This is a genomic window from Massilia mucilaginosa (genome assembly GCF_011682145.1).
Taxonomy (GTDB): domain Bacteria; phylum Pseudomonadota; class Gammaproteobacteria; order Burkholderiales; family Burkholderiaceae_D; genus Telluria_A; species Telluria_A mucilaginosa.
In genome coordinates, this window is sequence record NZ_WHJH01000013.1 from 71,449 (window position 1) to 95,107 (window position 23,659).

Consider the following 23,659-nt stretch of genomic DNA (forward strand, 5'->3'; position numbering starts at 1 on the left):
TTGTGACACTGAGCCCAATCCGGAGCCCGCCATGGAATGCATGCACGACGACGCCATCGACATCTTGATCATCGAGCACGAGGAAGTGACCGCGCTGTTCGAACAATTTCGCGGCCTGAATGCGCGCTCGACCGAGAGCAAGAAACGCATCGCGACCGATATCTGCGACGCCCTGACGGCGCATGCCGTGCTGGAGCAGGATATCCTGTACCCGGCGGCCCGCACCGTCCTCAAGGAGAGCGAGCTGATCGCCCAGGCCATCGTCGAACATGCCAGCGCGCGCGAACTGATCGAACGCATCCGCGTGATGGAACCGGAGAACGAATTGTTCGACGCCACAGTCAAAGTGCTGTGGGACCAGGTGATGCGCCACGCGCGCGAGGAAGAAGAGAAGATGTTCCCGCGCCTGCGCAAGAGCAAGCTGGACCTGGTGGCGATCGGCGCGCGCATGATGGAGTACCGCCAGACGCTCAATCCCCCCGGCATGTAATGCAGCAAGCCAGGCGGGCAGTGCAGGCCTGGGCGGCGCGAGGCAAGGCATGGAAGGTGTCCTGCCGCTGCGCGGTAGAATGGCGTTTTTTTACAACGAATATCTCTCCATGTACAAGCCGGCAAGACTCACCGCAACTCCGGATGCGCCCTTTGGCGGCATCGTCATCGTTCTGGCGTTCTTGCCGGGACTGATTTACATCCTCGGTTTCTGGCATGTGTTTTTCATGCCGGTGGCGCTGTGGGCGGGACTCGGCGCAGCCCTGGTCGCCAACATCGTGCTTGGGCCACGGCTCACCCGCAAAGCGCAACGGGAAATCGACCGGGGCATGCACGACTCCGTCAGGCCGGGCGGGCGTTTTCCGTGGCACGAGCGCCTGACCCTGCACGTTCTGGTGGGGCTGGCCTTTTTTGGCTGGATGATGAGCGCCCTATGGCTGTGCGCGATGGTCGGCGCGCCAGCGCTGGAAGAGCGCACCTTCCAGGCGCAGGCGATCCGCGAATGCAAGGGGCCCAAATGCCACGTCTGCAAGCGCGAGGCGAGGACGATTCTGCGCTTTGAAACGGTCACGACCACGCTCTGCGTCGATGAAGTACAGCCGCCTTTGCGCGCGCGCGAGTCGATCATCGTGCGCGGGTATTTCCACCCGTTGATGATCCGCATCGACGCCGTGCGGCGTGCGCCCGCCGCGCCGTGAGCACTTCTTGGCACTGGTGCCGGACGGCGTCCGGGGTCGCGTATCTGTCCGACGCCGCGTAGGACTTAGATGACAAACCGTCATTGTTGATGCCTACAGGAAGTCATCCACTGGTCCGATGGTTGCGTTTGGTACCAAGCTTTACAGTAGAGCCATTGATGAGTTGAACCTAACAACACAGAGGCATACCATGTACCGCACGCAAAATATCGATTCGAACAGCAACGCTACCAACGCTATCCGCACCATCGCCCTGGGCGCCGCCGCCAAGCCGGCCGCCGCCAAGCCGATGATCAGCGTCGCCGGCGCTCAGCAAAACGAATTGCTGCGTGCCTTGTCCCGCACCGACCTGGAAGCCCTGTTCCCGCACCTGGAACTGGTGCCGATGGCAGCCGGCAAGCATCTGTATGACTTCGGCAGCAAGTTCGACTACGCCTACTTCCCGACCAACGCCATCGTCTCGCTGATGTATGTGATGGAAGACGGCGCCACTACCGAAATCGGCGTGGTCGGCCGCGAAGGCGTGCTGGGCGTGGCGATGTACGAAGCCGAACGCGCTACCTGCAGCGCCGTGGTGCAAACCGCCGGTTACGCTTACCGCCTGAAAAGCAGCGTGCTGCGCGAACTGGTCGCTTCCGGCGGCGCCATGGCGCAGCTGCTGATGCGCTACACCTTCGCCATGTTCGCCCAGCTGGCGCAAAACGTCGTCGGCGGCCGTCACTGCACCATCGAACAGAAGCTGTGCCGCTGGCTGCTGGACCGCCTCGACCGGTCGCTGTCGGACGAAATCAAGGTTACGCAAGACACCATGGCGACCATGCTCGGTGTGCGCCGCGAAACCATCACCATGACCGCGCGCAAGCTGCAAGCCGACGGCCTGATTCAATATCGGCGCGGCACCGTCGCCATCCTCGACCGCGCCGGCCTGGAAGACTGCGCCGGTACCTGCTACCGCGCCGGCAAGATCGGTTTCGAGCAAATGCACGCCACCGCCTGGAGCAACGCTTAACTTTATATGGCGGCGCGGGCAGCACATCACCGCCCGCACTGCCATCCTCGCCCGTCGGCCCGCCCCTCTGGGACCAGGCCAAGCGCAATTGCCATCTCCATGCTATTTTATGCCGTGACGGACGCGAACGACCGCATCCGATCCTCTTTCACGGTTTGAACAAGGCATGCGCATGAACATCTCCGATATTCCCTTTGGCGTTACCGAGTGGGCCGGCGTGGAACGCACCGAGCATCCCGGCGAGACCGGCATGGCCTGGTGGCGGACGCGCCAGTTCGGCCCCATCCGCGTGCGCATGGTCGAGTACAGCGCCGGTTATCTGGCCGATCACTGGTGCAGCAAAGGGCATATCCTCTTGTGCCTTGAGGGTGAGCTCGAAAGCGAATTGGCCGACGGCCGCACATTCCTCCTCACGCCGGGCGTCAGTTACCAGGTGGCCGATCACGCCGAAGCGCATCGTTCCACCACGCGCACTGGCGCCAAACTGTTCATCGTCGACTGAGGGGCGCGCCATGCTGACATTGCGGGCGGCCCTGCTTGCCGATATCGACGCCATGTGGGCGCTGCGCACGCGCGCGATTCTTCACAGTTGTCCCGGCCATTACCCGGCCGAGGTGATCGCGCCGTGGTCGGCGGCGCCGGCGCCGCGCTCGTATCCGGGACTGGTGCAAAGCGGCGGCGCCCTGATCGCGCAAGAGCGGGGTGCCATGCTGGGCTATGCGATTGTCGACCTGGATGCGGGCGAGGTGGATGCGGTGTTTGTCGATCCGGCGGCTGGCGGACGCGGAATCGGGAAGACCATGCTGGCCGCCCTGGAGCCGATGGCGCTCGCGCGTGGCTGCACGCGCTTGCATTTATCGGCCTCGCTCAATGCCGTGGCGTTTTATCAGGCTGCGGGATTTGTCGCGCTGCGTAATGCGGTGTATGCGCATCCGAGCGGCGTTGCGCTGGACTGCGTCGAGATGGAGAAAGCCATGGCTTGCGCAAACCAGTTGCGCGCCTCCGGCACATGAACCGGGGGCGCGCGCCGGCTACTTCAAGGCCTTGAACAGCGCCTCGAACTGCGTGCTCAATGCGTGATCGTGCTGCTTGATCGGCGGCACCTCGCGCTTGATATCGAGCAGTTCGTACACCGCCATCTGCGCGGCGCGCACCGAATACTCCACCGTGAACACCACATCATCGGCGATCTCGACGAACTGGCTGATGAACGCCAGGTTCTTCGATTCCTTCGGCACCGGCAGCGGACGGTCGCTGTGCGCGCGCGGCATGAACATGCTGGTGATGTAGGGCATGCGGCAAGGGATGCAATTGGCCGTTTCCACCACATCGAGATCGAAGCGCAAGTGGCCGCACAGCTCGCGCAGGATTTCTTCGCCGGTGCAGTCCGACATCGGCTTGGCGACAAAATTGCCGATCCGGTCCGGTGACAGCGCGTAACCCCAGAACACCTGCACTCCGGCCGGCTGGTTGGCAAAGTGCGGCTGGTGCGCCAGCACGATCGACATGAACCAGTTCGAATCCTTGAAGGTGACCAGGCCGCCGGTGCCAGCTTCGTTGCCGCTGAACTGCTGCATCCGGTCGAAGAAGGCAGGATCTTGCAAGGTCACCGTGAACGACGCCCAGTACGACTGCGCGATGCTGCTGTTGAACGCGGCCGGATTGCCGAAGCCCGGCTGGGCGGCAGCCAGCTTTTCCCACAGGGTCCAGCCATGGCTGTCGGTCTTGTCGAGTTTTTCGGGCGCGCACGTCATGCTGCCCAGGCTCGAGGCGTCGGTCATCGAGCCGTTCTGGAAGAACACCAGGTCGCCGGCAGGCACGTCCACGTGCTCGCTGGCGCCTGCACGGAGGCAGTCGAGGCCGGTGACGACGAACTTGCCATCCACGGTGGCGTGATTGATGTCGCTCACCTTGCAATCGAGGATGAATTGCACGCCTTGCTGTTGCAGCCATTCCTGCAGCGGACGCACCAGCGAATCGTACTGGTTATAGACCGTGCGGCGCACGCCGGCCAGGGTTTCGATGCGCGAGAATTCCAGCATGAAGCGGTGCAGGTAGCGCTTGAATTCCACCGCGCTGTGCCACGGCTGGAAGGCGAAGGTGGTGGCCCACATGTACCAGAACTCGGTCTCGAAGAAGGATGGGTCGAGCCAGTCGCTGATGGCATCGACCCCGAGCGTGTCTTCGTCGGCCAGGCTCAGCTTGAGTAACTGGGCGCGGTCGTGCATCGAAAAACCCATCGACGTCACCGGCACCTTGGCGCGGCGCTTGTCGACCAGGCGCGCTTGCGAATGGGACTTGTGCAGTTCGTTGAAGTCGACCGTTTCGTCGAACACGCTCTTGTTTTCGTTGCTGAGCGAGGGAATCGACTTGAACAAGTCCCAGGTGCACTCGTAATTATCGAAGGTGAGCATGCGGCCGCCGCGCAGCGAGTAGCCGTGCTCGGGCGAACCGGCGCCGTCCAGGCTGCCGCCGAGCAGGGGCGCCGCTTCATAGATGCGGATGTTTGCGCCGGGAACGTTGCCGTCGCGGATCATAAAGGCGGCTGCGGCGAGCGAGCCGATACCGCCGCCAATCAGGTGGGCGTGTACGTTGTTGTTCATGGGGAGTCGTCCAAAAAAGTGCATCGGTGTCCGGTGCGATCCGGACAGGCAGTTCCGGACGACATTTGCATCATGCATGATGTTGCGACGCGGCATGCGTCCGGAGGCATGCAGAATCGCATGCGCTCGCCCTAAAAAAATTGATGCACATCAAAATTGACAAAGCATTAATAGAGGGAGCGTTCAAGTATTGCCAGGGGAAATGCTGCGTGCATTCAATCCTCTATAATTCCCGCACCTTTCTGACTGGATGCAGCATGACGCCTTTTGACTCCCGTACTGTTCTTCGCCCGGCGCTGGCCGCCGCTCTTTGCCTGATGGGCGGCAGCGCCGCCGCCGCCACCTGCGGCGGCGCGCCGCGCCTGGCCGTGACCACGCCGACGGGCTTTTGCGCTGGCATCATCGGGCAGGGATTCAAGTTCGCGCGCGGGGTGCAGCCAATGCTTGATGGCAGCGTGCTGGTGGTCGACCTGGGCGGCTGGCAGAAAAACCAGGGCAGCGTGTGGCTTCTGAAACCGGGCGCCGGCGGCTTCCAGAAGACCCTCTTGATGAAGAAAATCGACCGCCCCAACGGCATCGTGCTTGGCCCCGACGGCTTGGTGTACGTGGGCGCGATCAAGCGCGTCTTCCGCTTCGATCCGCGCGATCCGGAAGGCAGCAGCAAGGATGTCATCGGCGGCAACTCCGGCACGCCGGGACTGCCGGGCATCGGGCGCCATCCTTTAACCGCGATGCGTTTCGACGCCAAGGGCGATTTGTATGTGAACGTCGGTTCAGGCAGCGACCATTGCGAAGACAAGAACGGCAAGGCGCCCGACCCGGCCAAGCCCTGCCTTGAAGCGAGCGGGGCGAACGCGCTGGGCGTGCTGCGCAAGTACACGATGCAATGGCCGGCCGGCACCGTCAAGAGCTGGGAAGTGCATGCGACCGGGCTGCGCAATTCGATGGCGCTGGCAGTCCACCCGACCACGCAGGCTGTATGGCAGGGCGAAAACTCGCGCGACGCGATCCAGGTGGCCATGAAAGGCTTGAAGAACGATAACGACTTGCCGCACGATGAGCTGAACCTGATCGAAGCGAAGGCCAACTACGGTTGGCCTTACTGCTACGACAACAATGTCGCCAGCCCCGAGTATCCGGACGCTAAGTGCGCCGCCTACCGGGCACCGGTGCGCCTGCTGCCGGCCCATGCGGCGCCGCTGGGCATGACCTTTTACACGGGCGACATGTTCCCTGCGCAATACAAGAACAGCCTGATCGTCGGCTATCACGGCTACCGCGCGCATGGGCGCAGGCTGGTGGCTTTCCTGCCGGATGCGCAGGGCGCGCCGCTGGGCAAGATGATCGAACTGATCAGCGACTGGGGTGCCAAGCCGAACCAGGCGCCAGGCGCGCCGGTCGATGTCAAGCAGGGGCCGGATGGCGCGATTTACGTGGTCGAGGACCACAGCGGACGGGTGCTCAGGTTGCAGTATGCATTTCCGGTTCCGGATCCGGCGAAGTCTGCCCCGGGCAAATAGGCGCCCACGGCTTGCGCGCGACGGCCTGGCCGGCCTGCGCGCGGGCGCACCAGGCGAACAGTTCCTCGGGCGCGAGCGGGCGGGCGAACAGATAACCCTGGCCCTCGTCGCAGCCCTGGTCGTGCAGCAACTGCCGCACGTCATCGGTTTCGATGCCTTCGGCCACCACGCGGAAGCCCAGTTCGTGCGACAGTGAAATCATGGTGTTCACCAGGGTGCGGTTGCGCTCGCCGCCGGCCATGTTGCGCACAAAACTCTGGTCGATCTTGACCACGTGCGCCGGCATGCTTTGCAGGTACGACAGGCTGCTGTAGCCGGTGCCGAAGTCGTCGATCGCCAGGCGCACGCCGGCCTGGTCGAGCGCGGCCAGGGTGCCCAGCGCGCTGCCCTGGTTTTCCATGATCGCGCTTTCCGTCACTTCCAGTTCCAGCCAGCCTGGCGCCATGCGGTGCTGGTTCAGCAGCGCCGTGACGGTGTTGACAAAATCGTCTTAGAGCAGGTTGGCGGCCGAGACGTTGACCGACATCTGCAACTGCAAGCCGGCAGCGTGCCAGGCGGCCAGCTGGCGCACGGCCTCGCGCATCACCCAGCTGGTGGCGGCGCGCACCATCGAGGTCTGTTCCACCACCGGCATGAATTCGCCCGGCGGCACGTCGCCCAGCTCCGGATGGCGCCAGCGCAGCAGCGCTTCGGCGCCGATGCAGCGGCCGGTGACGAGGTCGATGCGCGGCTGGTAGACCAGGCGCCGCTGGCTGGTGTCGGCCAGCGCCGCGTCGAAGGCGTTGAGCAGGGTGAAGCGGCGGCGGTAGGCGTCATCTTGCGCGGAGGAATAGGTGCCGATCAGCTGGCCGGTCTGGTGCGCGTCCTGCATGGCGTTCTGGGCGATGCGCAGCACGTCCAGGCAATCGGTGCGGCCCAGCAGGAAGGGCGCGATGCCGATCGCCGGCGTGGTCACGAAACGCGAGGTGCTCCATTCGGCGCGGCTGCCCAGCCAGTGCGCCAGGCGCGCGCGGTAAGTACCTTCGCCGGCGCCGGCGCCGTCGCCGGTGCCGGGCGGGGCGATGGTGATGAACTGGGTCGCCGCCAGCTGGTACACCTTGTGCTCGTTGCCCATGACGGCGCGGTAAGAGACGATCGCCTCGTTCATCAGGTCGTCGAAATACGAGGCGCCCATCACCCGCGCCGCATTGTTCAGTTGCTCCTGGTTGGCCATGTTGACCAGCACCGCCGCGCGCTGCTCGCCATGGGGGCGGTCCATTTGCATGTCGGCGTAGTCTTCGATAAATTGTTTGCGGTTCGGCATGCCGCTGAGCGGATCGACCCGGCCCAGGTTGTGCTGCAGCTCGATCTGGGCCATGACCATGGCCGCCAGGTCGGTCAGCGCGTCGTGTTCGGTGCTGCTGATGGTGCGCGGCTCCAGGCCCAGCACGCACATCGCGCCCAGGTTGAAGCCGTCGCTGGTGATCAGGGGCGCGCCGGCATAGAAACGCACGCCGCTGTGGGCCAGGTGGCTGTCGCGGAAGAACGCATCTTCGTGCAGGTCGTTAATGACGAGCATGTCGCCGCTGCCGGCCACGGTGGCGCAGGGCGCCTTGATGCGCGGAATCGAGGTATGGGCGACGCCCACGCGCGACTTGAACCACTGGCGGTCGCTGTCGGTCAGGGACACGGCCGCGATCGGCAAACCGAACACGCGCGCCGCCATGCGGGTGATGCGGTCGAAGGCTTCGGTGGGCGCGGTGTCGAGCAGATTCAGCTTGCGCAGGGCGAGCAGGCGCTCGGGTTCATTGCAGTTAGTCATAGTCATGCCTTTTTGCCCCGGGCGCTGGGCTACATCGTGAACGCACTCTCATGCGGCGCGCTCGTCGTCACTGTTAACAAAGGAATGATGCAGGAAGTGGGCATCGGGAAAAGCGTGAGACAGGCCGCACAGGCCGGGGACGAGCGGGTCATGGCTCATGAAACAAATTGTAGCATCGAAAGAAAATTGGTGCTCTGCGGCACTAAACGTGCGAACGGCGCAACAAGCCGGGTGGGTCCGCATGAAAGCTGATGATGCGGGGGGAATATTTACACGTATAATCGATTGGACCGGAGCGCTGGTGTGTACGCGCTTCCTGCTTCACCTCTCACCCTGATCCCCCATCCCCCGGGATCGACCAGCTCCGCCTGTCGGCCCAAGCCCGCCGATGCATCAGAACGCCAGGTTCGCGCCGTCGCAGCACGACGCGCTCATACAGTTGCCGCCGGCTGCCGTCAGGCCGGGCGCAGGGAAAAGGAAAAGATGAATAACGTTCAACAGGATATCGACGAAAGAAGCAATCTCACCAGTCTTAACAAGCTGGAATTGCTCCTGTTTCGCCTGGGTGGCGATGCCGAGGGCAACCACTCTGAACTATATGCGATCAACGTGTTCAAGATTCGCGAAATTGTCGCGATGCCGCACGTCACGCCGATTGCGGATTCTCATCCGCATATGTTGGGTGTTGTAAATTTGCGAGAGCAGATTATTCCTGTCATCAATCTCCCGGCGGTGGTGGGATGCATTCCGGTAGCCGGACTCAAACTGTTGTTGATTACCGAATTCGCCCGCACCACGCAAGCGTTCGCGGTGGAAGCGGTGGAAGAAATCGTGCGCCTGGAATGGACCTCGGTGCTGCCGGGCGACAAAACCGCCAGCGGCGCGCTGGTGACCAGCATCGCCAAGGTCGATGGCGACGTGCCCAACACGCGCCTGGCGCAGGTGCTCGATGTGGAATCGATTCTGCGCCAGCTGCACAGCAGTGAAGAGCCGGATGTGGATGCCGACACCATGGGCGCGCCGCTCAATCTGCCGGAAGGCCAGGTGATCCTGGCGGCGGACGATTCGGTGATCGCGCGCGCGCTGATCGAAAACGCCTTGCAGGCGATGGGCGCCAAGTACGTGATGACCAATTCGGGCAAGCAGGCGTGGGACAAGCTCGAAGCGATCGATATCGCCGCCAAGAAAGAGGGCAAGACGGCGCGCGACAAGGTGGCGCTGGTGCTGAGCGACCTGGAAATGCCGGAGATGGATGGTTTTACGCTGACGCGCAATATCAAGCAGGACAGCCGTTTCTCGACGATTCCCGTAATTATTCATTCATCGCTGTCGGGCGCGGCCAACGAGAACCATGTGAATGGGGTGGGCGCGGACGCGTATATTGCCAAGTTCGTGCCGATTGAACTGGCGGCCTTGCTGCGCAAGACGCTGGCGAAAAACACGACGCCGCAAAAACGCGGTTAAGGACGCCGTTTCCGCCAATGGCGGAAAGTCGCCTCCGGCAATGCCAGAGGGTCGCCTCCGGCAGTGCCAGAGACGACAGTGTTGACTTTAGTGGTTCTGCTTCTGCTTCGCGCCGCCACCGGCGCCTTCGTCACTGCCTGCCTTCACGCGGCTTTTCGCATCGTGGCTGCTCTTGTCATCCTTCTTGCCGGCCGCCGAATTGACGTCCGCTTCGGTTTCAGGGCTGCCGGATTGCTTGTTTTGCGTGTCGGTCGATGTCGATTGTGTCATGGTAGTTCTCCTTGTTGCAGTGAAAAAACCTGTTCGGTGCGCCGCTGCCTGAACTAGTGCAGCGTCGCACCCGTATCTTGTTGGGCCCACGGGGGAATATGCGCGTAGCCTGCCCGTGCCCCGACTTCGAGCCTGGCCACCGCGGCCATGATCGCCTCGGGATGGGCGTAATGCAGCATGTGGCCGCAGCCTTCTTCGAGCTGCAAGTCGCTGTGGGGAACATCCTGGTGAAAACGCAGCGCGTGCGCCTCGGGACTGACCACCCGGTCTTCGCAACCGGCCAGTAGCGCAATCGGCAGGCGCAGTTCGCCATAGCGTTGCGACAGGCGCGCCGCCGCCGGCATCAGCATGCCGCTCTCGGCCGCGCTGGCGCCCAGCTGCGCCGGCCGCAGCGACATCCATTCGGGAAATCGATTGAAGCGCTCCGGTACCGGCGCCGGGCCGAACATGCGCCGCGCCAGCGCCGGCCACATCAGCCGTCCCAGCAGCGGCGCCACGGTATGCCGCAATAGTTGCCCCAGCAGCGGCATGGCCGGCGCGGACGCCAGCGGCGCGTCGAGCCGCATGGTCGGATAGTAATAGCCGGACACCAGGGTCATGGCGCGCACGTAGCGCGGGTAGTCCAGCGCCAGCGCCAGGGCCACCAGCGTGCCCCAGGAATGCCCCACGATCACCGGCCGTTCCACGCCCAGCGCGCGCAGGGCCTTGTAGATCAGGCGCGCCTGGGCTTCCGGGGTCCAGCTGGTATCCGCGGGACGCTCGCTGTGGCCGAAGCCCGGGCGGTCGAACACGATCACGCGATGCGATGCGGCCGCCGCGTCGAGCAGGCCGCTCAGCGCAAAGTCCTCCGAATGCAAGCCATTGCCGTGCAGTAGCACCAGCGGCGACCCTTCGCCCCGTTCCAGGTAGTGCAAACGCACGCCGTCGATCTCGATTACCTGGCCCTGCGCCGGATTGGCTTGTTCGGCCGCGCGTTTTTTGGCGTGCACGTAGACGGCGGACGCGGCCAGGCCGGCAGCGGCGGCGAACAGGGCGAGGCTGCCCCAGCCGGGCGTGCCCGGTTCGGTGTGGGTGGAAATGCGATGCGGCATGGCGGTGTGCTTGTAAGGCATTGTGTGTCCTGCGGCAGGTTGATGAATGGCTGTCGTGGACGTACTGTGCCTGTCGCGGTCACCGTCGGTCTGTGCGCCAGTCAACAGTACGCGCACCTTGGACTGGCTTCAAGCTCAGTCCCGCAATTGCAGATAAGCGGCGCTGACCGCCTCCGGACCGTACAGCCGTTCCAGCCGGCGCACCGTGAAGTGTCCGCGCGCCATGTCCTGGAAGTGATTGATGAACAAGGTGTTGACCAGCGCGCCGCCAGCCGCGCCGATGATCGGCACCATCATCGCCGCCGCTTTCTGCGACACGTGCACGTTGAAGCGGGCGGCGATCTGGGCAATCAGGCGCACCAGCGCCGGCGCCGCTTCGCTCGCCACGCTGTGCTTGGCCAGGTACACCGTCGCCTCCGACATGGCTTGCGCCAGCGCGATGCGCGCCGCGTAGTAGCCCGATTCCGAGGCGTCGTCGTCGGCCGTCTTGCCGCCCAGCGAAAACACCATCAGGCAAGCGAGCTGCGCTTCGGGGGAGGCGAGGTTTTCCCCGTGCGCGCGGCCGATATCGGCAATCGACCGCAGCATGACGGTGGTGGACACCGGCAACTCGACCGCCAGCCCGGCAATGCCGAACGCGCCACCGGCCGCGCCGCTCAGGGCCACCGCCGCGCTGTGCAGCTTGGGGAAAGACGAGGTGCCCGATGGACGCAAGGTGGCGTTGGCCACTTTCATGCATTTGCTCAGGGACGCGTTGGTGACCGAGGCAATCTTGCCGCTCCATGAAGCGGGCAGGGCCTTGACCGCCGCTTCGAGCGGCATGCCAATGACGTCGGTGATGCGCGCCACATAGCCGGGATGCTCAAGCAGATGCCTGGCCTGCTTCAATTCGGCCAGGTGCTCCTGCGACAAGTTCGCGCCGGCGCCGGCCGGGTGTGGACGTTCCATGTTTCCTCACTGTTCAAGTGCCGCTGCGCACGCTGCGACAGGGCGATGCGTGGAGTATAGGCGAGTCGCGCCAGCCCGGCTCGCACGCGCGGAAGACTGCTACAATTTCCTTTTGGATAGCGCTAACATTGCCAGGAAATCGACCGATGACACCGATCACGCAAGCCCGTTCTTTTCCGCGCCGCGCGGCCACGCCGGCCCTGCGCTTTCTGCCTGGTGCGCTGCTTGCCGCTCTGCTGTGCGCGCCGCTGGCGCCGGTGTCGGCGGCACCGCCTTGCAGCGGCGCCGCGCCCAGCGGCGAGCTGACGGCCACGCGCGTGCCCGGCACGGCCCCGGCCGGCAGCGAGGCTGGCCTGTACGAAGGCCCGGTCTGGATCGGCGATGCGCTGTATTTCTCGGATTTTACGTTCGGCCCCGGTTTTCCGTCGCGCATCCAGCGCCTCGGGCCGGACGGCAAGCTCGGCACGGCGATTCCTGACAGCGGCAGCAATGGCCTGGCGCGCGATGCGCGCGGCAACATCGTCGCCGCCACCCACAACGTCAAGGGTGTATCGCGCTTCGACCTGGCCAGCGGCAAGCGCAGCCTGGTCGCCGCCACGTTTCAAGGCCAGGTCTTCAATTCGCCCAACGATCTCGCCATCGCCGCTGACGGTACCGTCTATTTCACCGACCCGTCCTTCCAGCGCGCCGCCGCTCCCGGCGGGCAGGACGCCACCCGCGTGTACCGCGTGGCCCCCGGCGGCAAGGTCAGCGTGGTCGACGGCGGCATCGCCAATCCGAACGGGATTGCCTTGTCGCCAGCGGGCGATATGCTGTATGTGAGCGGCGGCGGCGAGCATGGCGTCGTGCGCGCCTATCCCATCGTGGGCGGGGTGCCGGGCAAGGGGCGCGACCTGATCGGCGGCGTGGCGGTGCCGGACGGCATGACCGTCGATTGCCAGGGCAATCTGTACGTGACCGAGCACACGGCGCAGCGCCTGCGCGTGTTTTCGCCGGCCGGCAAGCAACTGGCCGTGATCAAGGTCGACGCCAACATCACCAATGCCGCGTTCGGCGGCGCGGATGGCAAGACCTTGTTCATGACGGGCGCCGGGGCCGTCTGGCAGATCCGGCTGGGCTTGTCCGGCAAGCCCTATTAGCAATTAGAAGCAAGCGGTGCAAGGTTTCGATGGCTTGTGTTAAGAGTCGAACATACGCCGCTGCCCCGGGTGCGCATACTGGGTTCATGCAGTAACTTTTTTAACCGAAAGAGATCATGAAAACCGCGCGTTGCCCGTTTCGAGTCCTGACCGTATCTCCACCGCCATCGTGCCGGAGCGTCTGACATGAAAACCACCAAACCCGATCCCCAGCCGGCGTCCCGCATCGAACGCGAAATCGAGCGCGAACGCGAGCAGCGCCACAAGAACGACGACGAACGCTCGGGCACCAGCCCGGCATCCGATTTCCGCATCAAGGATGCGCGCGAAAGCAGCGATTCCGGCATCCTGCACCGCTCGCGTTCGCGCTACTACTGATCCGGGGCGTCGCGCCCCTGGTCAATTGCTGTCTTGACACACCCGCCCGGCCCAACCAGAATATGACGTTCTGGTTGCCGGCGGCTGCGCCGCGACCGCTTTTGCCAGGAGTATCCCGTGACCCGTTTCCGTAACAATTCCGATCGCCTGCTGGAAGTGACCCTTCAAAAAGAAACGGTGCTTGCCATCGCCGGTTCCATGGTCGCCTATACCGGCACCATCAAGTTCGAAAAATCCATTCTCGGCGGCGAGGGCATCTTCGGCGCTGTCATGCGCAAGGTGAAAAACGAGGGCATGCAGCTGATGCAGGCCTCGGGCACCGGCACCGTGTTCTTCGCCCAGAACGCGGCCGAAATCACCGTCATTCCCATGTCCGGCGAAAAAATGACCATCGAAAGCAGCAGCCTGCTCGCTTACGACACCTCGCTCAAGACCGGCACCAGTTTCGCCGGCCTGCGCGGCGCGGTCTCGGGCCAGGGCTTGTTCAGCACCACGGTCGAGGGACAGGGCAGCATCGCCGTCATCTCGCGCGGCAACCTGATCATGCTGGAAGTGACGCCCGCCAATCCGCTGCGCGTCGACCCGGATGCGTTTATCGGCTACAAAGGCAATATTACCCAGGAATTCGTGTTCGACGTGAACTGGCGCACCATGACCGGCGAAACGTCCGGCGAGTCCTATCAGCACAAGTTTTCCGGCCAGGGCGTGGTGTTTATCCAGCCGGCGGAGCGCTGAGAGGACGGCGCACTGCGCTCTTGAACAACCGAATCAATGGAGAATGCCATGCCGGCTTACCAGCAAATCAATGAAAAAATGATTGAGGTCAAACTCAATAACGAAGAAATGTACGCTAAGAAGGGATCGATGATCTCCTACCAGGGCGAGGTGAGCTTCAGTCCCACCTATCTGGCCGGGCAGGGCGTGCAAAGCCTGGCGATGCGCTCCGCCACCGCCGAGGGCTACTCGCTGATGATGGCCAAGGGCCGCGGCACCGTCTACTACGCCTATAACGACCTGTTCGTGACCGTGATTCCGGTGCGGGGCGACACCTTGTACGTGGAAAGCGATAACGTGCTCGCGTTTGACGCGCGCATGACGGCTGGCACCATGTTCCTGGGAAACCAGGGCGGGATCCAGGGCATGGCGCGCGGCGCGGTGTCGGGCCAGGGCTTGTTTACCAGCACCTTCCAGGGCAATGGCGATGTGGTGATCCTGTCCGACGGCAACGCCATTGGCTTGCCGGTCACGCCGGAGGTGCCGGTCTGCGTCGATCCGCAAGCGTATATCGGCCACACCGGGCAGCTCAGTTCGAGCATCGTCACCGACCTGAACTGGAAGACTTTCGTGGGCCAGGCATCGGGCGAATCGTATCAAGTCAAATTCAGCGGCCACGGCACGGTCTACATTCAAGCGAGCGAGAGGTAAGTCATGACTGTCTATAACCCAAACAACTTGCCCAAGAACGACAACCTGAACCGGTTCGCCTTCGTGGTCGACGTGAAGGAACAGATCTTCATCCGCAAGGGCAAGATGATCGCCTTCTATGGCAACCTGAGCTTCGAAGCGCTGGGCAGTTCCCTGCTCGACATCCTGACCTTGCGCGCCTTCAATGCGCCGAAATACATCAACAATTTCGTGGTGGCGCACGGCAGCGGCCAGCTGATCCTGGGCGACAACGGCAACGACCTGGCTTGCTACGACCTGGACGCGGCCAACATGACCATCCGCGCCAAGAACCTGCTGGGCTTTACCAAGAACGTCACCTGCCAGGAATCGACCCTGCCGGGCTATCTGACCCTGCTCGGGACCGGCAAGATCATCGCCTCCTCGAACGGGCCGGTGCACTTCCTCGACTTGCCGTGCCGGGTCGACGAGCAGGCGGTGCTGGGCTGGGCCGATTGCCCGAGTCCCTCGTACCGCTACGATTACGAGCACGTCAGGAGTTTTGTGTCTGCGGCCGGGGCGATCACCGGGTATTCGCTGTCGGGCGAGGAAAAGCAGGTCGACTTTACCGGCGCCGGTACCGTGCTGGTGCAGTCGTCCGAGCTGGAACTGAGCAACAGCTCGACCCTGGCCCATCTGGTCTCGCTGTTGCCGATGCTGGGCAAGGAAGACTTGAGCAAGCTGAGCCTGTCGCTGCAGCAGCAGACCCAGCAGCGGCGTTAGCGTCAGTATCGTCATTCCCGCGCAGGCGGGAATCCAAGTAATCACGGCAAACAGGCAAGGCGGCGCTACCCGTGCGCTTGCGCCTGCCCGGCGGGCGGCTGCACCGCATGCATGCGCACCGCCCATACCACGCCCGCCACCAGCAAGACAATCGCCGCTGTTTCCAAGGTCCGTGGAAACTGGCGGTGATACACGAAGCCGTAGAACAGCGCGAACAGCGTTTCGAACAGGATCAATTGCCCCGACAGGGTCACCGGCACGCGCCGGCTGGCGATATTCCACAGGTGGTTGCCGATCACCGAGGCGCCCAGCGCCAGCAGGGCGTTGGTGATCCAGAACACCGTCCAGTTGCGCCCGCTTGCCGCGCCCGCCGCGCCGGTGACGTCGCCATGCCAGATGGCAAAGGCGAACGCACCGATCACCAGCGCGATCAGGCCGCTGGCCATGCCGTACAGCGCCGACCATTCCGCGCTGCTGAAATGGGCATTGCGCTTGAGGAAGCGCGCATTGTCGAGTCCGTACCAGCTCCAGCACAGCAGGGCGCCGAACGCGCACAGCACCCCGAGCAGGGTGGCGCCGGGACTGGCGCCGCTGGCGCGCGCATGCAGGAACACATCGATATTGATGCAGGCGATGCCGGCGCCGACCACCAGCAGCGGCAGCGCCAGTTGCGACATCGGAATGGCGCCATGATCCTTGCGCCCGAGCAGAGTGAGGGTGATCGGCAGCAAGCCGATGATAAGCGAGGTCGGGGCCACCCCGGCCAGCTTGACGCCGAGCGCCAGCAGCATGTAGTAGACGATGTTGCCGGCCAGCGCATGGCGCACCAGCGCGCCGCAGTCGCCGCGGTCGAGCCGTGCCAGCAGGCCGCGCAGGCGCGGCAGCATCAGCCCGGTGGCAATCGCCCCGTAGGCGATGTAGCGGCCCACGGCCAGCTCGACCGGCGAAAACGCCGCCAGCAGCTCCGGCATGATGAACACCATGCCCCACATTGCGCCGGCCAGCAGGCCGCACAGTACACCAGTCCACATCGATTTATTCTCGCCACATATTAGGGAAATGTTGTTCTCATCGCTTTTCAGTGCAACCTGAGCTGACATTTTCGGCCTGACATTGCGGCCCAGGTTTTGACCTCGACATCAGACGCGGGCGTTGCGAAATCAGCCGGCCCAGAGTGCTTTTGCCCTGTTCGCCGCGCTTAACAAGCAACTTGGGTGTGTTGTTGACCGAGGTAGCTGCGGGCCAGGACCAAGTTAGCGAAAGCAAACAGGGTCAAGCGCTGCGCCTTGTTGCTGGACAGGCCGCGATAGCGCGTTTTGCGATGTTTGAACAGGCACTATACGCCATGGAAGCAGTGCTCAACCTTGGCGCCCGCGGTGGCCTTCGCGTGTTCCAGTTTGTCTTTGGCGCGACCCAGCGGATTTTTGCCGGCGCGTGAACAAATCCGCGCTGAGCTGGGCGACATTCCACGCAAAGAGCCAGACGGGCCGGCGCTCCTGTTTATCGCGTTGTCGACAGTGTCGGCACGCATCGCCACGGTCGCGTGGATTGCGAGTGCGCGTGAGACCTGGTGGTGATCGGTGGCGCCTTGGAGCCTGTCTCAGTAGACCGGAGTCGCTTCTGGCGCGCCTGGCAAGCGAGTGCCGCGTTGTTCGTCGTTGCATGGCCAGCCATGCGGCCTCCTCGGCGTGCCATGCATCACCACCAGCTTCCCCCTATCTACTGAGATAGGCGCTTAGCTGCCACTGGTCTCGGTTTTCCAAGTGGCGGCGGTTTCCTGCGTGGCAGGGTGATATTTTTTTGTGTTTCCGTCCAATCTCGTGAGTAAGCCTGCGAGACTGTTGCGTAACATGGCGTAGTTGCCCAGCACCTGCGATACGTTGGCTCTGGCGCGGGTGGCGGCGGCGTTCCCGTTTCCGCGCAGGTCTCGTATATAGGTAGTAGCGGCGGCCAGCGATATTGCGGTGTGCCGTACATTAGCTGGGTTGGCTCTGCGCTCGGCAGTGGGAGTGACAAGATAGAAAGCGAGCGCGTCACTATCGACCAAGTGGTCCATCAGGTTGTCGAAGTCCGCAAGCACGGCGCGTTTCCATGCGTGTGTGGCGCCGCCGATTTTGCGGCTTTCCACACCAGCTTCAAATCCAGTACATACGATCTCACAAAGACGCCACTGGAGCCGGGCGGAGTAACCACCAAACATATGGGAATGCTCATCTGGCTCGGGAGCGCCAGTACGCTGTACAATTGGCGGCGTAGCACTATGCCCAAGATCAACCCCGTTCAATTCGCGCCACAGGGAGGCAAGAACAGAATCGTAAGCTTGCAATCGCTGCTGCCACAGCGCTCCACCGCCGAAAATGTGCTGCATGGCTGTCCCGATCGCTCCCATAATGTCGCCGAATAGGTGATCGCCCTGAGCCGGCGCGAGTGAACCCGCAGCGTTTGCCAAAGGCACGTTAGGGAGCCCACCGCCATTGGATGGATTGCGGAAGGTATTGTGCCGGATCAGAGGCATGTTAATCACTCCTGGTTGTATATATTTGCGAGTATCTCTAAAGGGGAGGGCTGAAACATTGCACTCAGGCCACTTCCGAGAGTGTAACATGAGGCTTAATGAAACATTGATCAATTTTCCACAAATCCATGTCGGTCGCTTTCAAGACCTGCGACCATAACGGCATCCGACACCACCGTCGAGTTGCTCAAGCAGAAGAGCATTTCCTCCTCGAATACGCCGATCCGAAGGTGGCATGCGCCTTGGACGGTATCGCGTTCGCGCCAGGCGCTATGGCGGCCAATTGCAGAGCCTGCCAAGCAGCACACGGCAACCCAGCACCTGAAGGTGGATTCATCGCGCGAGAATACAATCCAGCTCCCCAAGCCGAACAACAAGCCGGTCACGCCGCCGTAGACTATATGCGTGGTATTGTTGGCCGGATCGGCAGCGGGGGGCGTCAGTTTGTCTTGTGGCCGGTCGATGGCGCCTGGCCGTCTGCTGGCGGACAGCGCCTGCCGTTTTCGCCGAACACGTGAATGCGCGCAAGCGGCGCGCCAAGCAGCAGATACTGCCCCACCTCCCAGTTCGCGTCCGGGTCGGCCCGCACCACCACCTGCTCGGCGCTGCCCGCCACTGTGGCGTACAGATACGTTCCTTCGCCCAGCCGTTCGACCGCGAACACGGTCGCCGGAATGCCGTCGGCGACATGCGGCGCGATGTGCTCCGGGCGCATGCCCAGGGTGACGCGCGCGCCCGGCGCCATTCTCTCGGCCACGCACACCATCAACTGGGTGCCGCCCGTCAGCGCCACCACGGCTTGTCCCGCGTTCCACTGGCGGATCTCGCCGCCTAAAAAATTCATCGGCGGCGCGCCCAGGAAGCCGGCCACGAACAGATTGTCGGGCCGGTGATACAGTTCAAGCGGCGCGCCCACCTGTTCCACGCGGCCGGCGCGCAGCACCACGATGCGGTCGGCCAGGGTCATCGCCTCGACCTGGTCGTGGGTCACATAGATCATGGTGGTGGCCCGGCTGCGGTGCAGCCTGGCCAGCTCGATGCGCATCTGCACCCGCAGCGATGCGTCCAGGTTCGACAGCGGTTCGTCGAACAGGAACACGGCCGGCTGGCGCACGATGGCGCGTCCGATCGCCACCCGCTGGCGCTGGCCGCCCGACAATTCCTTGGGACGGCGCTCGAGCAGCGCCTCGATCTGCAAGGTCTGCGCGGCCTTGCGCACAGCCTCGTCGATCTGCGACTTGCGCTTGCCCGCCAGTTTCAGGGCGAACGCCATGTTCTCGTACACCGTCATGTGCGGATACAGCGCGTAACTCTGGAACACCATGGCCAGCCCGCGCTGCGCCGGCGGCACGTCGTTCACGCGCGCGCCGTCGATCAGGATGTCGCCGCCGTCGATGTCTTCCAGCCCGCAGATGGCGCGCAGCAGGGTCGACTTGCCGCAGCCGGACGGCCCGACGAAGACCACGAACTCGCCATCTCCGATATCGAGATCGATCCCGTGCAGCACCGGCTGCGCGCCATACGACTTGCGTATGCCTGTGAGCTGGACCCGGGCCATCTCAGGCCGCGCGCAGCACGACGACCACGCGGTGCTGCGCGCCGTCGGCCTTCATCGGGATCATGGCCGCGCCGTCCACGATCGGCGCTTGCTGGCCGTCGAGCGAGGCGGCCACCACCAGCGAGCCGTCGCCGATGGCATCGTTGATCACTTCGATGTGGTAACTGGTGGCGCCGTCCGGCAGGCGGTAGCGGATGCCAAAGCGCGGCCACGCGGCCGGCACCACGGGCTTCATGCGGATCGCGGCGCCGCCTTCGAGCGTGAAGCCGAGCACCGATTCAAGCGCCACCCGGAAAGCCCAGCCGGCCGAGCCGGTGTACCAGGTCCAGCCGCCGCGCCCCACGTGCGGATCGGCGCCGTAGATGTCGGCCGCGATCACATACGGTTCGACCTGATAGCGCGCCACCGCTTCGGGCGTCAGCGCATGGCTGATGGGACTGAGCATTTCGAGCAGCTGCGCGGCGCGTTCGTTGCGGCCCGCTTCGGCCAGCGCGCGCACCGCCCAGCAGGCCGCGTGCGTGTACTGGCCGCCGTTTTCGCGCACGCCCGCCACGTAACCCTTGATGTAGCCGGGGTCCTGCGCGGTGTGCACGAAGGGCGGCGTGAGCAGGCGGATCAAGCCATCCGCGTCCGACACCAGCCGTTCTTCCATGGCGTCGAGCGCCATCCGCGCGCGGTCAAGCGGCGCCGCGCCCGAGATCACCGACCAGGCCTGGGCCAGCGCGTCGATCTGGCATTCGTCGCTCTCGCTCGATCCCATCACCGCGCCGTTGTCGTAAAACGCGCGCCGGTACCACTGGCCATCCCAGCCTTCGCCATTGAGCACCACGGCCAGATGCTCGCGGTAGGCGCTGTAGGCGCTAATGCGGGCGCTGTCGCCGCGCCGCTCGCACACCGGCAAAAAGTCGCCGATGATGCGGAACAGGAAAAAGCCCATCCATACGCTCTCGCCGCGGCCTTCGCGTCCGACCCGGCTCATGCCGTCGTTCCAGTCGCCGGTGCCCATCAGCGGCAGGCCATGCGCCCCTTTCGTCAGCGAGCGGTCCAGCGCGCGGCAGCAATGCTCGTACACGTCGGCGCTGGTGCCGGCCGGTTCCGGGTGCAGGAAGACTTCGTCCTCGCCATCTTCCAGCTGCGGCGCGCTCAGGAAACCTTCGACTTCATCGAGCACGCTCCAGTCGCCGGTGGACTTGAGGTAAAAGGCGGTGATGTAGGGTAGCCACAGCAGGTCGTCAGAGAAGCGCGTGCGCAGCCCCTTTTCCAGCGGGGCCGGGTGCCACCAGTGCAGCACGTCGCCTTCGGTGAACTGGTGCGCCGCGTGCAGGCAGATCTGCTTGCGGGTCATTTCGGGCAGGGTGTAGATCAGGGCACTGGCGTCCTGCAGCTGGTCGCGGTAGCCGATCGCGCCACCCGACTGATAGAAGGCCGAGCGGCCCCAGATGCGGCAGCTCAGGTTCTGGTAGGCCAGCCAGCCGTTGACCATCAGGTCGATCGCCGGCACCGGCGTGTCGATCTCGATGGCGCCGACGGTGTCGAGCCAGAACTGGCGTACCTCGGCCAGCGCCTGTTCGACCGCCGCGCTGGCGCGATAGCGCCGCACCAGCGCCTGCGCATCGTCGGCGCAGGTGGTTTCGCCCAGCAGCACGGCGAATTCGACCTCTTCGCCGGGAGCGATGGTCAGGCGCGCCTGGAACGCGGCGCAGGGGTCGAGGCCGGGGCCGGTGCGCCCGTCCAGGCGCGCTTCGCCCAGCGCCGCCGGCCGCGCGCTGGTGCCCTGGGTGCCGATGAAGGCGGCGCGGTCGGCGCTGTGGAAGCTGGCGCTGGCCGGCGGCGCGATCAGCGCGGCGAAGGTGACGCCGTCGGCGAACGGGCCGGCCATGCGGTTGGTGGCCAGCAGCACGCCCGCGTCCCAGGTGGTGCAGATGTGCCGTCCGCTGTCGGCCGCGGTGCTGCCCAGTACCAGCTGCTGGTACGAGAACAGCGAGATGGTGCGGCTGCGCGCATCGGTATTGCGCAGGCGGATGCGCACGATCTTGAGCGGGTCGTGGCGCGGCACGAACACCGTGCATTCCTGCTCCAGGCCATAGCTGGCGTGGCGGAAGGTGGTGTATCCGAAGCCGTGCACCGCCTCGTAGCTGGCCGCCGCCGGTGCCGGACCGGGCATGGGCGACCACCAGCTGCCGTCGTCTTCGTCGCGCAGATACAGCGCTTCGCCGTGCGGATCGCGCACCGGGTCGTTGAACCAGGGCGTGAGCCGGTGTTCGCGGCTGTTGCGGCTCCAGGTGGTGCCGGCGCCGGTTTCGCTCACCAGCACGCCCACCTGTTCGTTGGCGATCACATTGGTCCAGGGCAGGGGCGGGCGCGAGAGGCCTTCGGCGCCGTCCCAGGCCAGGCGGATCACATACTCCTTGCCGTCGTTTGAGAAGCCGCCGTCGCCGTTGAAGAAGCGCAGCGGCGCAGGTTCGGCGTCGTCCTGCGCGTGCTTGCGGTGCGGTGGGCGGGGAGGGCGCAGGATGCTGGCGCGCGGCCCGAATACCGGCAGCTCGCCCTTGACCACCATGCGCGCCTGCGCGGCGACGCGTTCCAGGTCGGCGCTGTCGACCAGCGCCGGGTCGAGCAGGGTCACCGGGCCTGGCAACGCGGGCCAGTCGGCGTGCGCGCCGACCAGCACCAGGTGCAGCGGCAGGGCCAGCGCATCCCAGTAGCGCGCCGCGTCGAGCAAGGCTTGCGCGTGCGGGTCGCGCGGGCCGATGGCGGTGACCATACACAGCATGCGGTCCTTGGGCAGGCCGAGGGTATCGGGCAGGCTGTCGGTGGACAGGCGCGTGTCGCCGGCTGCGCGCAGGGCGCTTTCGCCATACAAAATCGCGGCGGCCAGCGCTTCGGCGTAGGCGCCTTGCTCGGCATCGAGCGCCAGCGCGGTGAGCAGCGCGGCGCGGCGCTCGCCCGCCATGCGCGATGCCACCTCCGGTGCCGGCGCGCCGGCCAGCAGGGCCAACGCGGCATCGCGGTCGGGCGCCGCGCCGAGTGTAAAGACGATGACGGCATTCGCATCCGGTTCGAGCGCCACGTTGCGGCGCAGGCTGAACGATGGATCGAGCACGTTGCCGGCGGTGCCGGAGAGCGGCGTGCTTGACGCCAGCGCGGCTGGCGCGGCCAGGCTGCGGCCACGCCCGATGAAGCGTTTGCGGTCGGTCTCGATGCCGGCGTCCTCGCTGCCGCTGGCGGCGTGCACCAGCCAGATGCAGGCGTCGTCGGCGCCGCGCGGACGGCGCCGCGCCAGCAGCGCGCCGGCCTCGGGAACCGACTCGGTCTGCACGAACAGTTTCGAGAATGCCGGGTGCGAGGCTTCGGCGGCGCGCTTGTTGAGCACCACTTCCAGGTAGCTCGTGACTTCGATGCGGCGCGCGCGCGCGCTAGTGTTGCGCAAGGTGAGTGTGCGCAGTTCGACGTCGGTCTCGGTCGCGACGACAATGTCGAGCCGTGCTTCGATGCCGAGGTGGCGGCAGGTCAGCCACGCGCCGCCATCGTCGCCGCCGAAGCCATGGCGAGCGCCGGCCGCCGCGCAGGGCTGGGCGCCGACCGACCAGAACTCGCCGCTGTCGATGTCGCGCAGGTAGATGAAGTAACCGTCGCCGTCTTCCACCGGGTCGCCCTGCCAGCGCGTCAGCGCGTGCCCGCCCAGGTCCGTGGCGCCGGTGCCGGCGGCCGTGACGAGCACCCGCAGATGGCCGTTGGAGAGGAAGCGGGCGCCGGCGGCGGGACTGAATGGGATCGGAGTCATGGGCAGGGTACAGTGGTTTGCAGTGGAGACGGCGCAATGTAAGCGGTTACATCATAATAAATTTTACATGACATCTTTGTCAAAAAAGTAAAATTTCGACCAAAAGTCGTGCATTTTTTGGTGAAAAATTTACAAAAAAACCACGGTGCGCTGAGCTCGATTGCGGTACATTAGAAAAAATGTAATCGGTTACCGCGGTTTATGCGGGAGGGGTGAAAGCGTGGTG

The 23,659-nt window shown here is 64.5% G+C and carries 20 protein-coding genes and 2 pseudogenes; 12 read left to right on the top strand and 10 right to left on the bottom strand.

Annotated elements, in window-relative coordinates; genetic code table 11:
- Nucleotides 1-31 precede the first annotated feature (31 nt).
- The 5 genes from F2P45_RS13425 to F2P45_RS13445 all read left to right on the top strand — a co-directional run bounded on the left by F2P45_RS13425 (nucleotide 32) and on the right by F2P45_RS13445 (nucleotide 3,209).
- A complete protein-coding gene (locus tag F2P45_RS13425) occupies nucleotides 32-490 on the top strand; it encodes a hemerythrin domain-containing protein (RefSeq protein WP_166875537.1) in 459 nt (152 codons plus the stop codon).
- 109 nt (nucleotides 491-599) lie between these two features.
- Nucleotides 600-1,187, top strand: a complete 588-nt coding sequence (locus F2P45_RS13430; RefSeq protein WP_223164733.1) for a hypothetical protein — start codon at nucleotides 600-602, stop codon at nucleotides 1,185-1,187.
- A 190-nt stretch (nucleotides 1,188-1,377) separates the two neighbouring features.
- The gene (locus F2P45_RS13435; RefSeq protein WP_370663247.1) at nucleotides 1,378-2,196 is read left to right on the top strand and encodes a Crp/Fnr family transcriptional regulator; all 819 of its coding nucleotides are present in this window, start codon (nucleotides 1,378-1,380) and stop codon (nucleotides 2,194-2,196) included.
- A 172-nt stretch (nucleotides 2,197-2,368) separates the two neighbouring features.
- The gene (locus F2P45_RS13440) at nucleotides 2,369-2,698 is read left to right on the top strand and encodes a DHCW motif cupin fold protein (RefSeq protein WP_166875543.1); all 330 of its coding nucleotides are present in this window, start codon (nucleotides 2,369-2,371) and stop codon (nucleotides 2,696-2,698) included.
- A 10-nt stretch (nucleotides 2,699-2,708) separates the two neighbouring features.
- The gene (locus F2P45_RS13445; RefSeq protein WP_166875546.1) at nucleotides 2,709-3,209 is read left to right on the top strand and encodes a GNAT family N-acetyltransferase; all 501 of its coding nucleotides are present in this window, start codon (nucleotides 2,709-2,711) and stop codon (nucleotides 3,207-3,209) included.
- Nucleotides 3,210-3,227: 18 nt separating this feature from the next.
- Here F2P45_RS13445 and F2P45_RS13450 read toward each other — a convergent pair whose 3' ends face one another.
- Nucleotides 3,228-4,799, bottom strand: coding sequence for an oleate hydratase (locus F2P45_RS13450; protein WP_166875549.1), 1,572 nt, complete (start codon nucleotides 4,797-4,799; stop codon nucleotides 3,228-3,230).
- Between the two features lie 257 nt (nucleotides 4,800-5,056).
- Between F2P45_RS13450 and F2P45_RS13455 the strand changes: the two genes are divergently transcribed.
- The gene (locus F2P45_RS13455; RefSeq protein WP_166875552.1) at nucleotides 5,057-6,319 is read left to right on the top strand and encodes a PQQ-dependent sugar dehydrogenase; all 1,263 of its coding nucleotides are present in this window, start codon (nucleotides 5,057-5,059) and stop codon (nucleotides 6,317-6,319) included.
- Here the strand turns inward: F2P45_RS13455 and F2P45_RS13460 are convergent.
- Nucleotides 6,261-8,126 (bottom strand): annotated as a pseudogene (locus F2P45_RS13460) (sensor domain-containing phosphodiesterase). The gene F2P45_RS13455 and the pseudogene F2P45_RS13460 sit on opposite strands and share 59 nt — an antisense overlap.
- Nucleotides 8,127-8,603: 477 nt before the next feature.
- Between F2P45_RS13460 and F2P45_RS13465 the strand changes: the two are divergent.
- Nucleotides 8,604-9,584, top strand: a complete 981-nt coding sequence (locus tag F2P45_RS13465) for a chemotaxis protein (RefSeq protein ID WP_166875555.1) — start codon at nucleotides 8,604-8,606, stop codon at nucleotides 9,582-9,584.
- 87 nt (nucleotides 9,585-9,671) lie between these two features.
- Here the strand turns inward: F2P45_RS13465 and F2P45_RS13470 are convergent, their stop codons facing one another.
- The 3 genes from F2P45_RS13470 to F2P45_RS13480 all read right to left on the bottom strand — a co-directional run bounded on the left by F2P45_RS13470 (nucleotide 9,672) and on the right by F2P45_RS13480 (nucleotide 11,893).
- Nucleotides 9,672-9,854, bottom strand: a complete 183-nt coding sequence (locus F2P45_RS13470) for a hypothetical protein (RefSeq protein WP_166875558.1) — start codon at nucleotides 9,852-9,854, stop codon at nucleotides 9,672-9,674.
- Nucleotides 9,855-9,907: 53 nt separating this feature from the next.
- Entirely contained in the window at nucleotides 9,908-10,966 is a 1,059-nt protein-coding gene (locus tag F2P45_RS13475) for an alpha/beta fold hydrolase (protein WP_229505069.1), read from the bottom strand.
- A gap of 114 nt (nucleotides 10,967-11,080) precedes the next feature.
- On the bottom strand, nucleotides 11,081-11,893 hold the full coding sequence (locus F2P45_RS13480; RefSeq protein WP_166875561.1) for an EcsC family protein: 813 nt from the start codon (nucleotides 11,891-11,893) through the stop codon (nucleotides 11,081-11,083).
- A gap of 146 nt (nucleotides 11,894-12,039) precedes the next feature.
- On the opposite strand from F2P45_RS13480, the gene F2P45_RS13485 reads away from it, so the two are divergent.
- From F2P45_RS13485 to F2P45_RS13505, 5 genes are all read left to right on the top strand, one after another.
- Complete coding sequence (locus tag F2P45_RS13485; RefSeq protein WP_166875564.1) at nucleotides 12,040-13,032, top strand: SMP-30/gluconolactonase/LRE family protein; 993 nt, start codon at nucleotides 12,040-12,042, stop codon at nucleotides 13,030-13,032.
- Nucleotides 13,033-13,218: 186 nt separating this feature from the next.
- The gene (locus tag F2P45_RS13490) at nucleotides 13,219-13,410 is read left to right on the top strand and encodes a hypothetical protein (protein WP_166875567.1); all 192 of its coding nucleotides are present in this window, start codon (nucleotides 13,219-13,221) and stop codon (nucleotides 13,408-13,410) included.
- A gap of 117 nt (nucleotides 13,411-13,527) precedes the next feature.
- Entirely contained in the window at nucleotides 13,528-14,145 is a 618-nt protein-coding gene (locus F2P45_RS13495; protein WP_166875570.1) for an AIM24 family protein, read from the top strand.
- A 48-nt stretch (nucleotides 14,146-14,193) separates the two neighbouring features.
- Nucleotides 14,194-14,835 carry an AIM24 family protein gene (locus F2P45_RS13500; RefSeq protein WP_166875572.1) on the top strand — a complete coding sequence of 214 codons (642 nt, stop codon included), beginning with the start codon at nucleotides 14,194-14,196 and terminating at the stop codon, nucleotides 14,833-14,835.
- A 3-nt stretch (nucleotides 14,836-14,838) separates the two neighbouring features.
- On the top strand, nucleotides 14,839-15,576 hold the full coding sequence (locus F2P45_RS13505) for an AIM24 family protein (protein ID WP_166875575.1): 738 nt from the start codon (nucleotides 14,839-14,841) through the stop codon (nucleotides 15,574-15,576).
- A 65-nt stretch (nucleotides 15,577-15,641) separates the two neighbouring features.
- On the opposite strand, the gene F2P45_RS13510 is transcribed toward F2P45_RS13505, so the two are convergent.
- From F2P45_RS13510 to F2P45_RS13530, 5 genes and pseudogenes are all read right to left on the bottom strand, one after another.
- On the bottom strand, nucleotides 15,642-16,607 hold the full coding sequence (locus tag F2P45_RS13510; protein ID WP_166875578.1) for a DMT family transporter: 966 nt from the start codon (nucleotides 16,605-16,607) through the stop codon (nucleotides 15,642-15,644).
- A 167-nt stretch (nucleotides 16,608-16,774) separates the two neighbouring features.
- Nucleotides 16,775-16,999: pseudogene (locus F2P45_RS36185) on the bottom strand (IS5/IS1182 family transposase); the annotation flags it as partial.
- A 312-nt stretch (nucleotides 17,000-17,311) separates the two neighbouring features.
- Entirely contained in the window at nucleotides 17,312-18,091 is a 780-nt protein-coding gene (locus F2P45_RS13520; protein WP_166875584.1) for a hypothetical protein, read from the bottom strand.
- Nucleotides 18,092-18,530: 439 nt separating this feature from the next.
- On the bottom strand, nucleotides 18,531-19,649 hold the full coding sequence (locus tag F2P45_RS13525) for an ABC transporter ATP-binding protein (RefSeq protein WP_166875587.1): 1,119 nt from the start codon (nucleotides 19,647-19,649) through the stop codon (nucleotides 18,531-18,533).
- 1 nt (nucleotide 19,650) lies between these two features.
- Complete coding sequence (locus F2P45_RS13530; protein ID WP_166875590.1) at nucleotides 19,651-23,433, bottom strand: GH36-type glycosyl hydrolase domain-containing protein; 3,783 nt, start codon at nucleotides 23,431-23,433, stop codon at nucleotides 19,651-19,653.
- Nucleotides 23,434-23,659: the final 226 nt, after the last annotated feature.

What these genes read in the sequence shown, in the direction of transcription:
- F2P45_RS13520 (WP_166875584.1), bottom strand. Translation starts at nt 18,091, where the DNA reads ATGCCTCTGATCCGGCACAATACCTTCCGCAATCCATCCAATGGCGGT.
- F2P45_RS13480 (WP_166875561.1), bottom strand. Translation starts at nt 11,893, where the DNA reads ATGGAACGTCCACACCCGGCCGGCGCCGGCGCGAACTTGTCGCAGGAG.
- F2P45_RS13435 (WP_370663247.1), top strand. Translation starts at nt 1,378, where the DNA reads ATGTACCGCACGCAAAATATCGATTCGAACAGCAACGCTACCAACGCT.
- F2P45_RS13445 (WP_166875546.1), top strand. Translation starts at nt 2,709, where the DNA reads ATGCTGACATTGCGGGCGGCCCTGCTTGCCGATATCGACGCCATGTGG.
- F2P45_RS13425 (WP_166875537.1), top strand. Translation starts at nt 32, where the DNA reads ATGGAATGCATGCACGACGACGCCATCGACATCTTGATCATCGAGCAC.
- F2P45_RS13470 (WP_166875558.1), bottom strand. Translation starts at nt 9,854, where the DNA reads ATGACACAATCGACATCGACCGACACGCAAAACAAGCAATCCGGCAGC.
- F2P45_RS13465 (WP_166875555.1), top strand. Translation starts at nt 8,604, where the DNA reads ATGAATAACGTTCAACAGGATATCGACGAAAGAAGCAATCTCACCAGT.
- F2P45_RS13450 (WP_166875549.1), bottom strand. Translation starts at nt 4,799, where the DNA reads ATGAACAACAACGTACACGCCCACCTGATTGGCGGCGGTATCGGCTCG.
- F2P45_RS13500 (WP_166875572.1), top strand. Translation starts at nt 14,194, where the DNA reads ATGCCGGCTTACCAGCAAATCAATGAAAAAATGATTGAGGTCAAACTC.
- F2P45_RS13475 (WP_229505069.1), bottom strand. Translation starts at nt 10,966, where the DNA reads ATGCCTTACAAGCACACCGCCATGCCGCATCGCATTTCCACCCACACC.
- F2P45_RS13440 (WP_166875543.1), top strand. Translation starts at nt 2,369, where the DNA reads ATGAACATCTCCGATATTCCCTTTGGCGTTACCGAGTGGGCCGGCGTG.
- F2P45_RS13530 (WP_166875590.1), bottom strand. Translation starts at nt 23,433, where the DNA reads ATGACTCCGATCCCATTCAGTCCCGCCGCCGGCGCCCGCTTCCTCTCC.
- F2P45_RS13510 (WP_166875578.1), bottom strand. Translation starts at nt 16,607, where the DNA reads ATGTGGACTGGTGTACTGTGCGGCCTGCTGGCCGGCGCAATGTGGGGC.
- F2P45_RS13430 (WP_223164733.1), top strand. Translation starts at nt 600, where the DNA reads ATGTACAAGCCGGCAAGACTCACCGCAACTCCGGATGCGCCCTTTGGC.
- F2P45_RS13525 (WP_166875587.1), bottom strand. Translation starts at nt 19,649, where the DNA reads ATGGCCCGGGTCCAGCTCACAGGCATACGCAAGTCGTATGGCGCGCAG.
- F2P45_RS13505 (WP_166875575.1), top strand. Translation starts at nt 14,839, where the DNA reads ATGACTGTCTATAACCCAAACAACTTGCCCAAGAACGACAACCTGAAC.
- F2P45_RS13455 (WP_166875552.1), top strand. Translation starts at nt 5,057, where the DNA reads ATGACGCCTTTTGACTCCCGTACTGTTCTTCGCCCGGCGCTGGCCGCC.
- F2P45_RS13485 (WP_166875564.1), top strand. Translation starts at nt 12,040, where the DNA reads ATGACACCGATCACGCAAGCCCGTTCTTTTCCGCGCCGCGCGGCCACG.
- F2P45_RS13490 (WP_166875567.1), top strand. Translation starts at nt 13,219, where the DNA reads ATGAAAACCACCAAACCCGATCCCCAGCCGGCGTCCCGCATCGAACGC.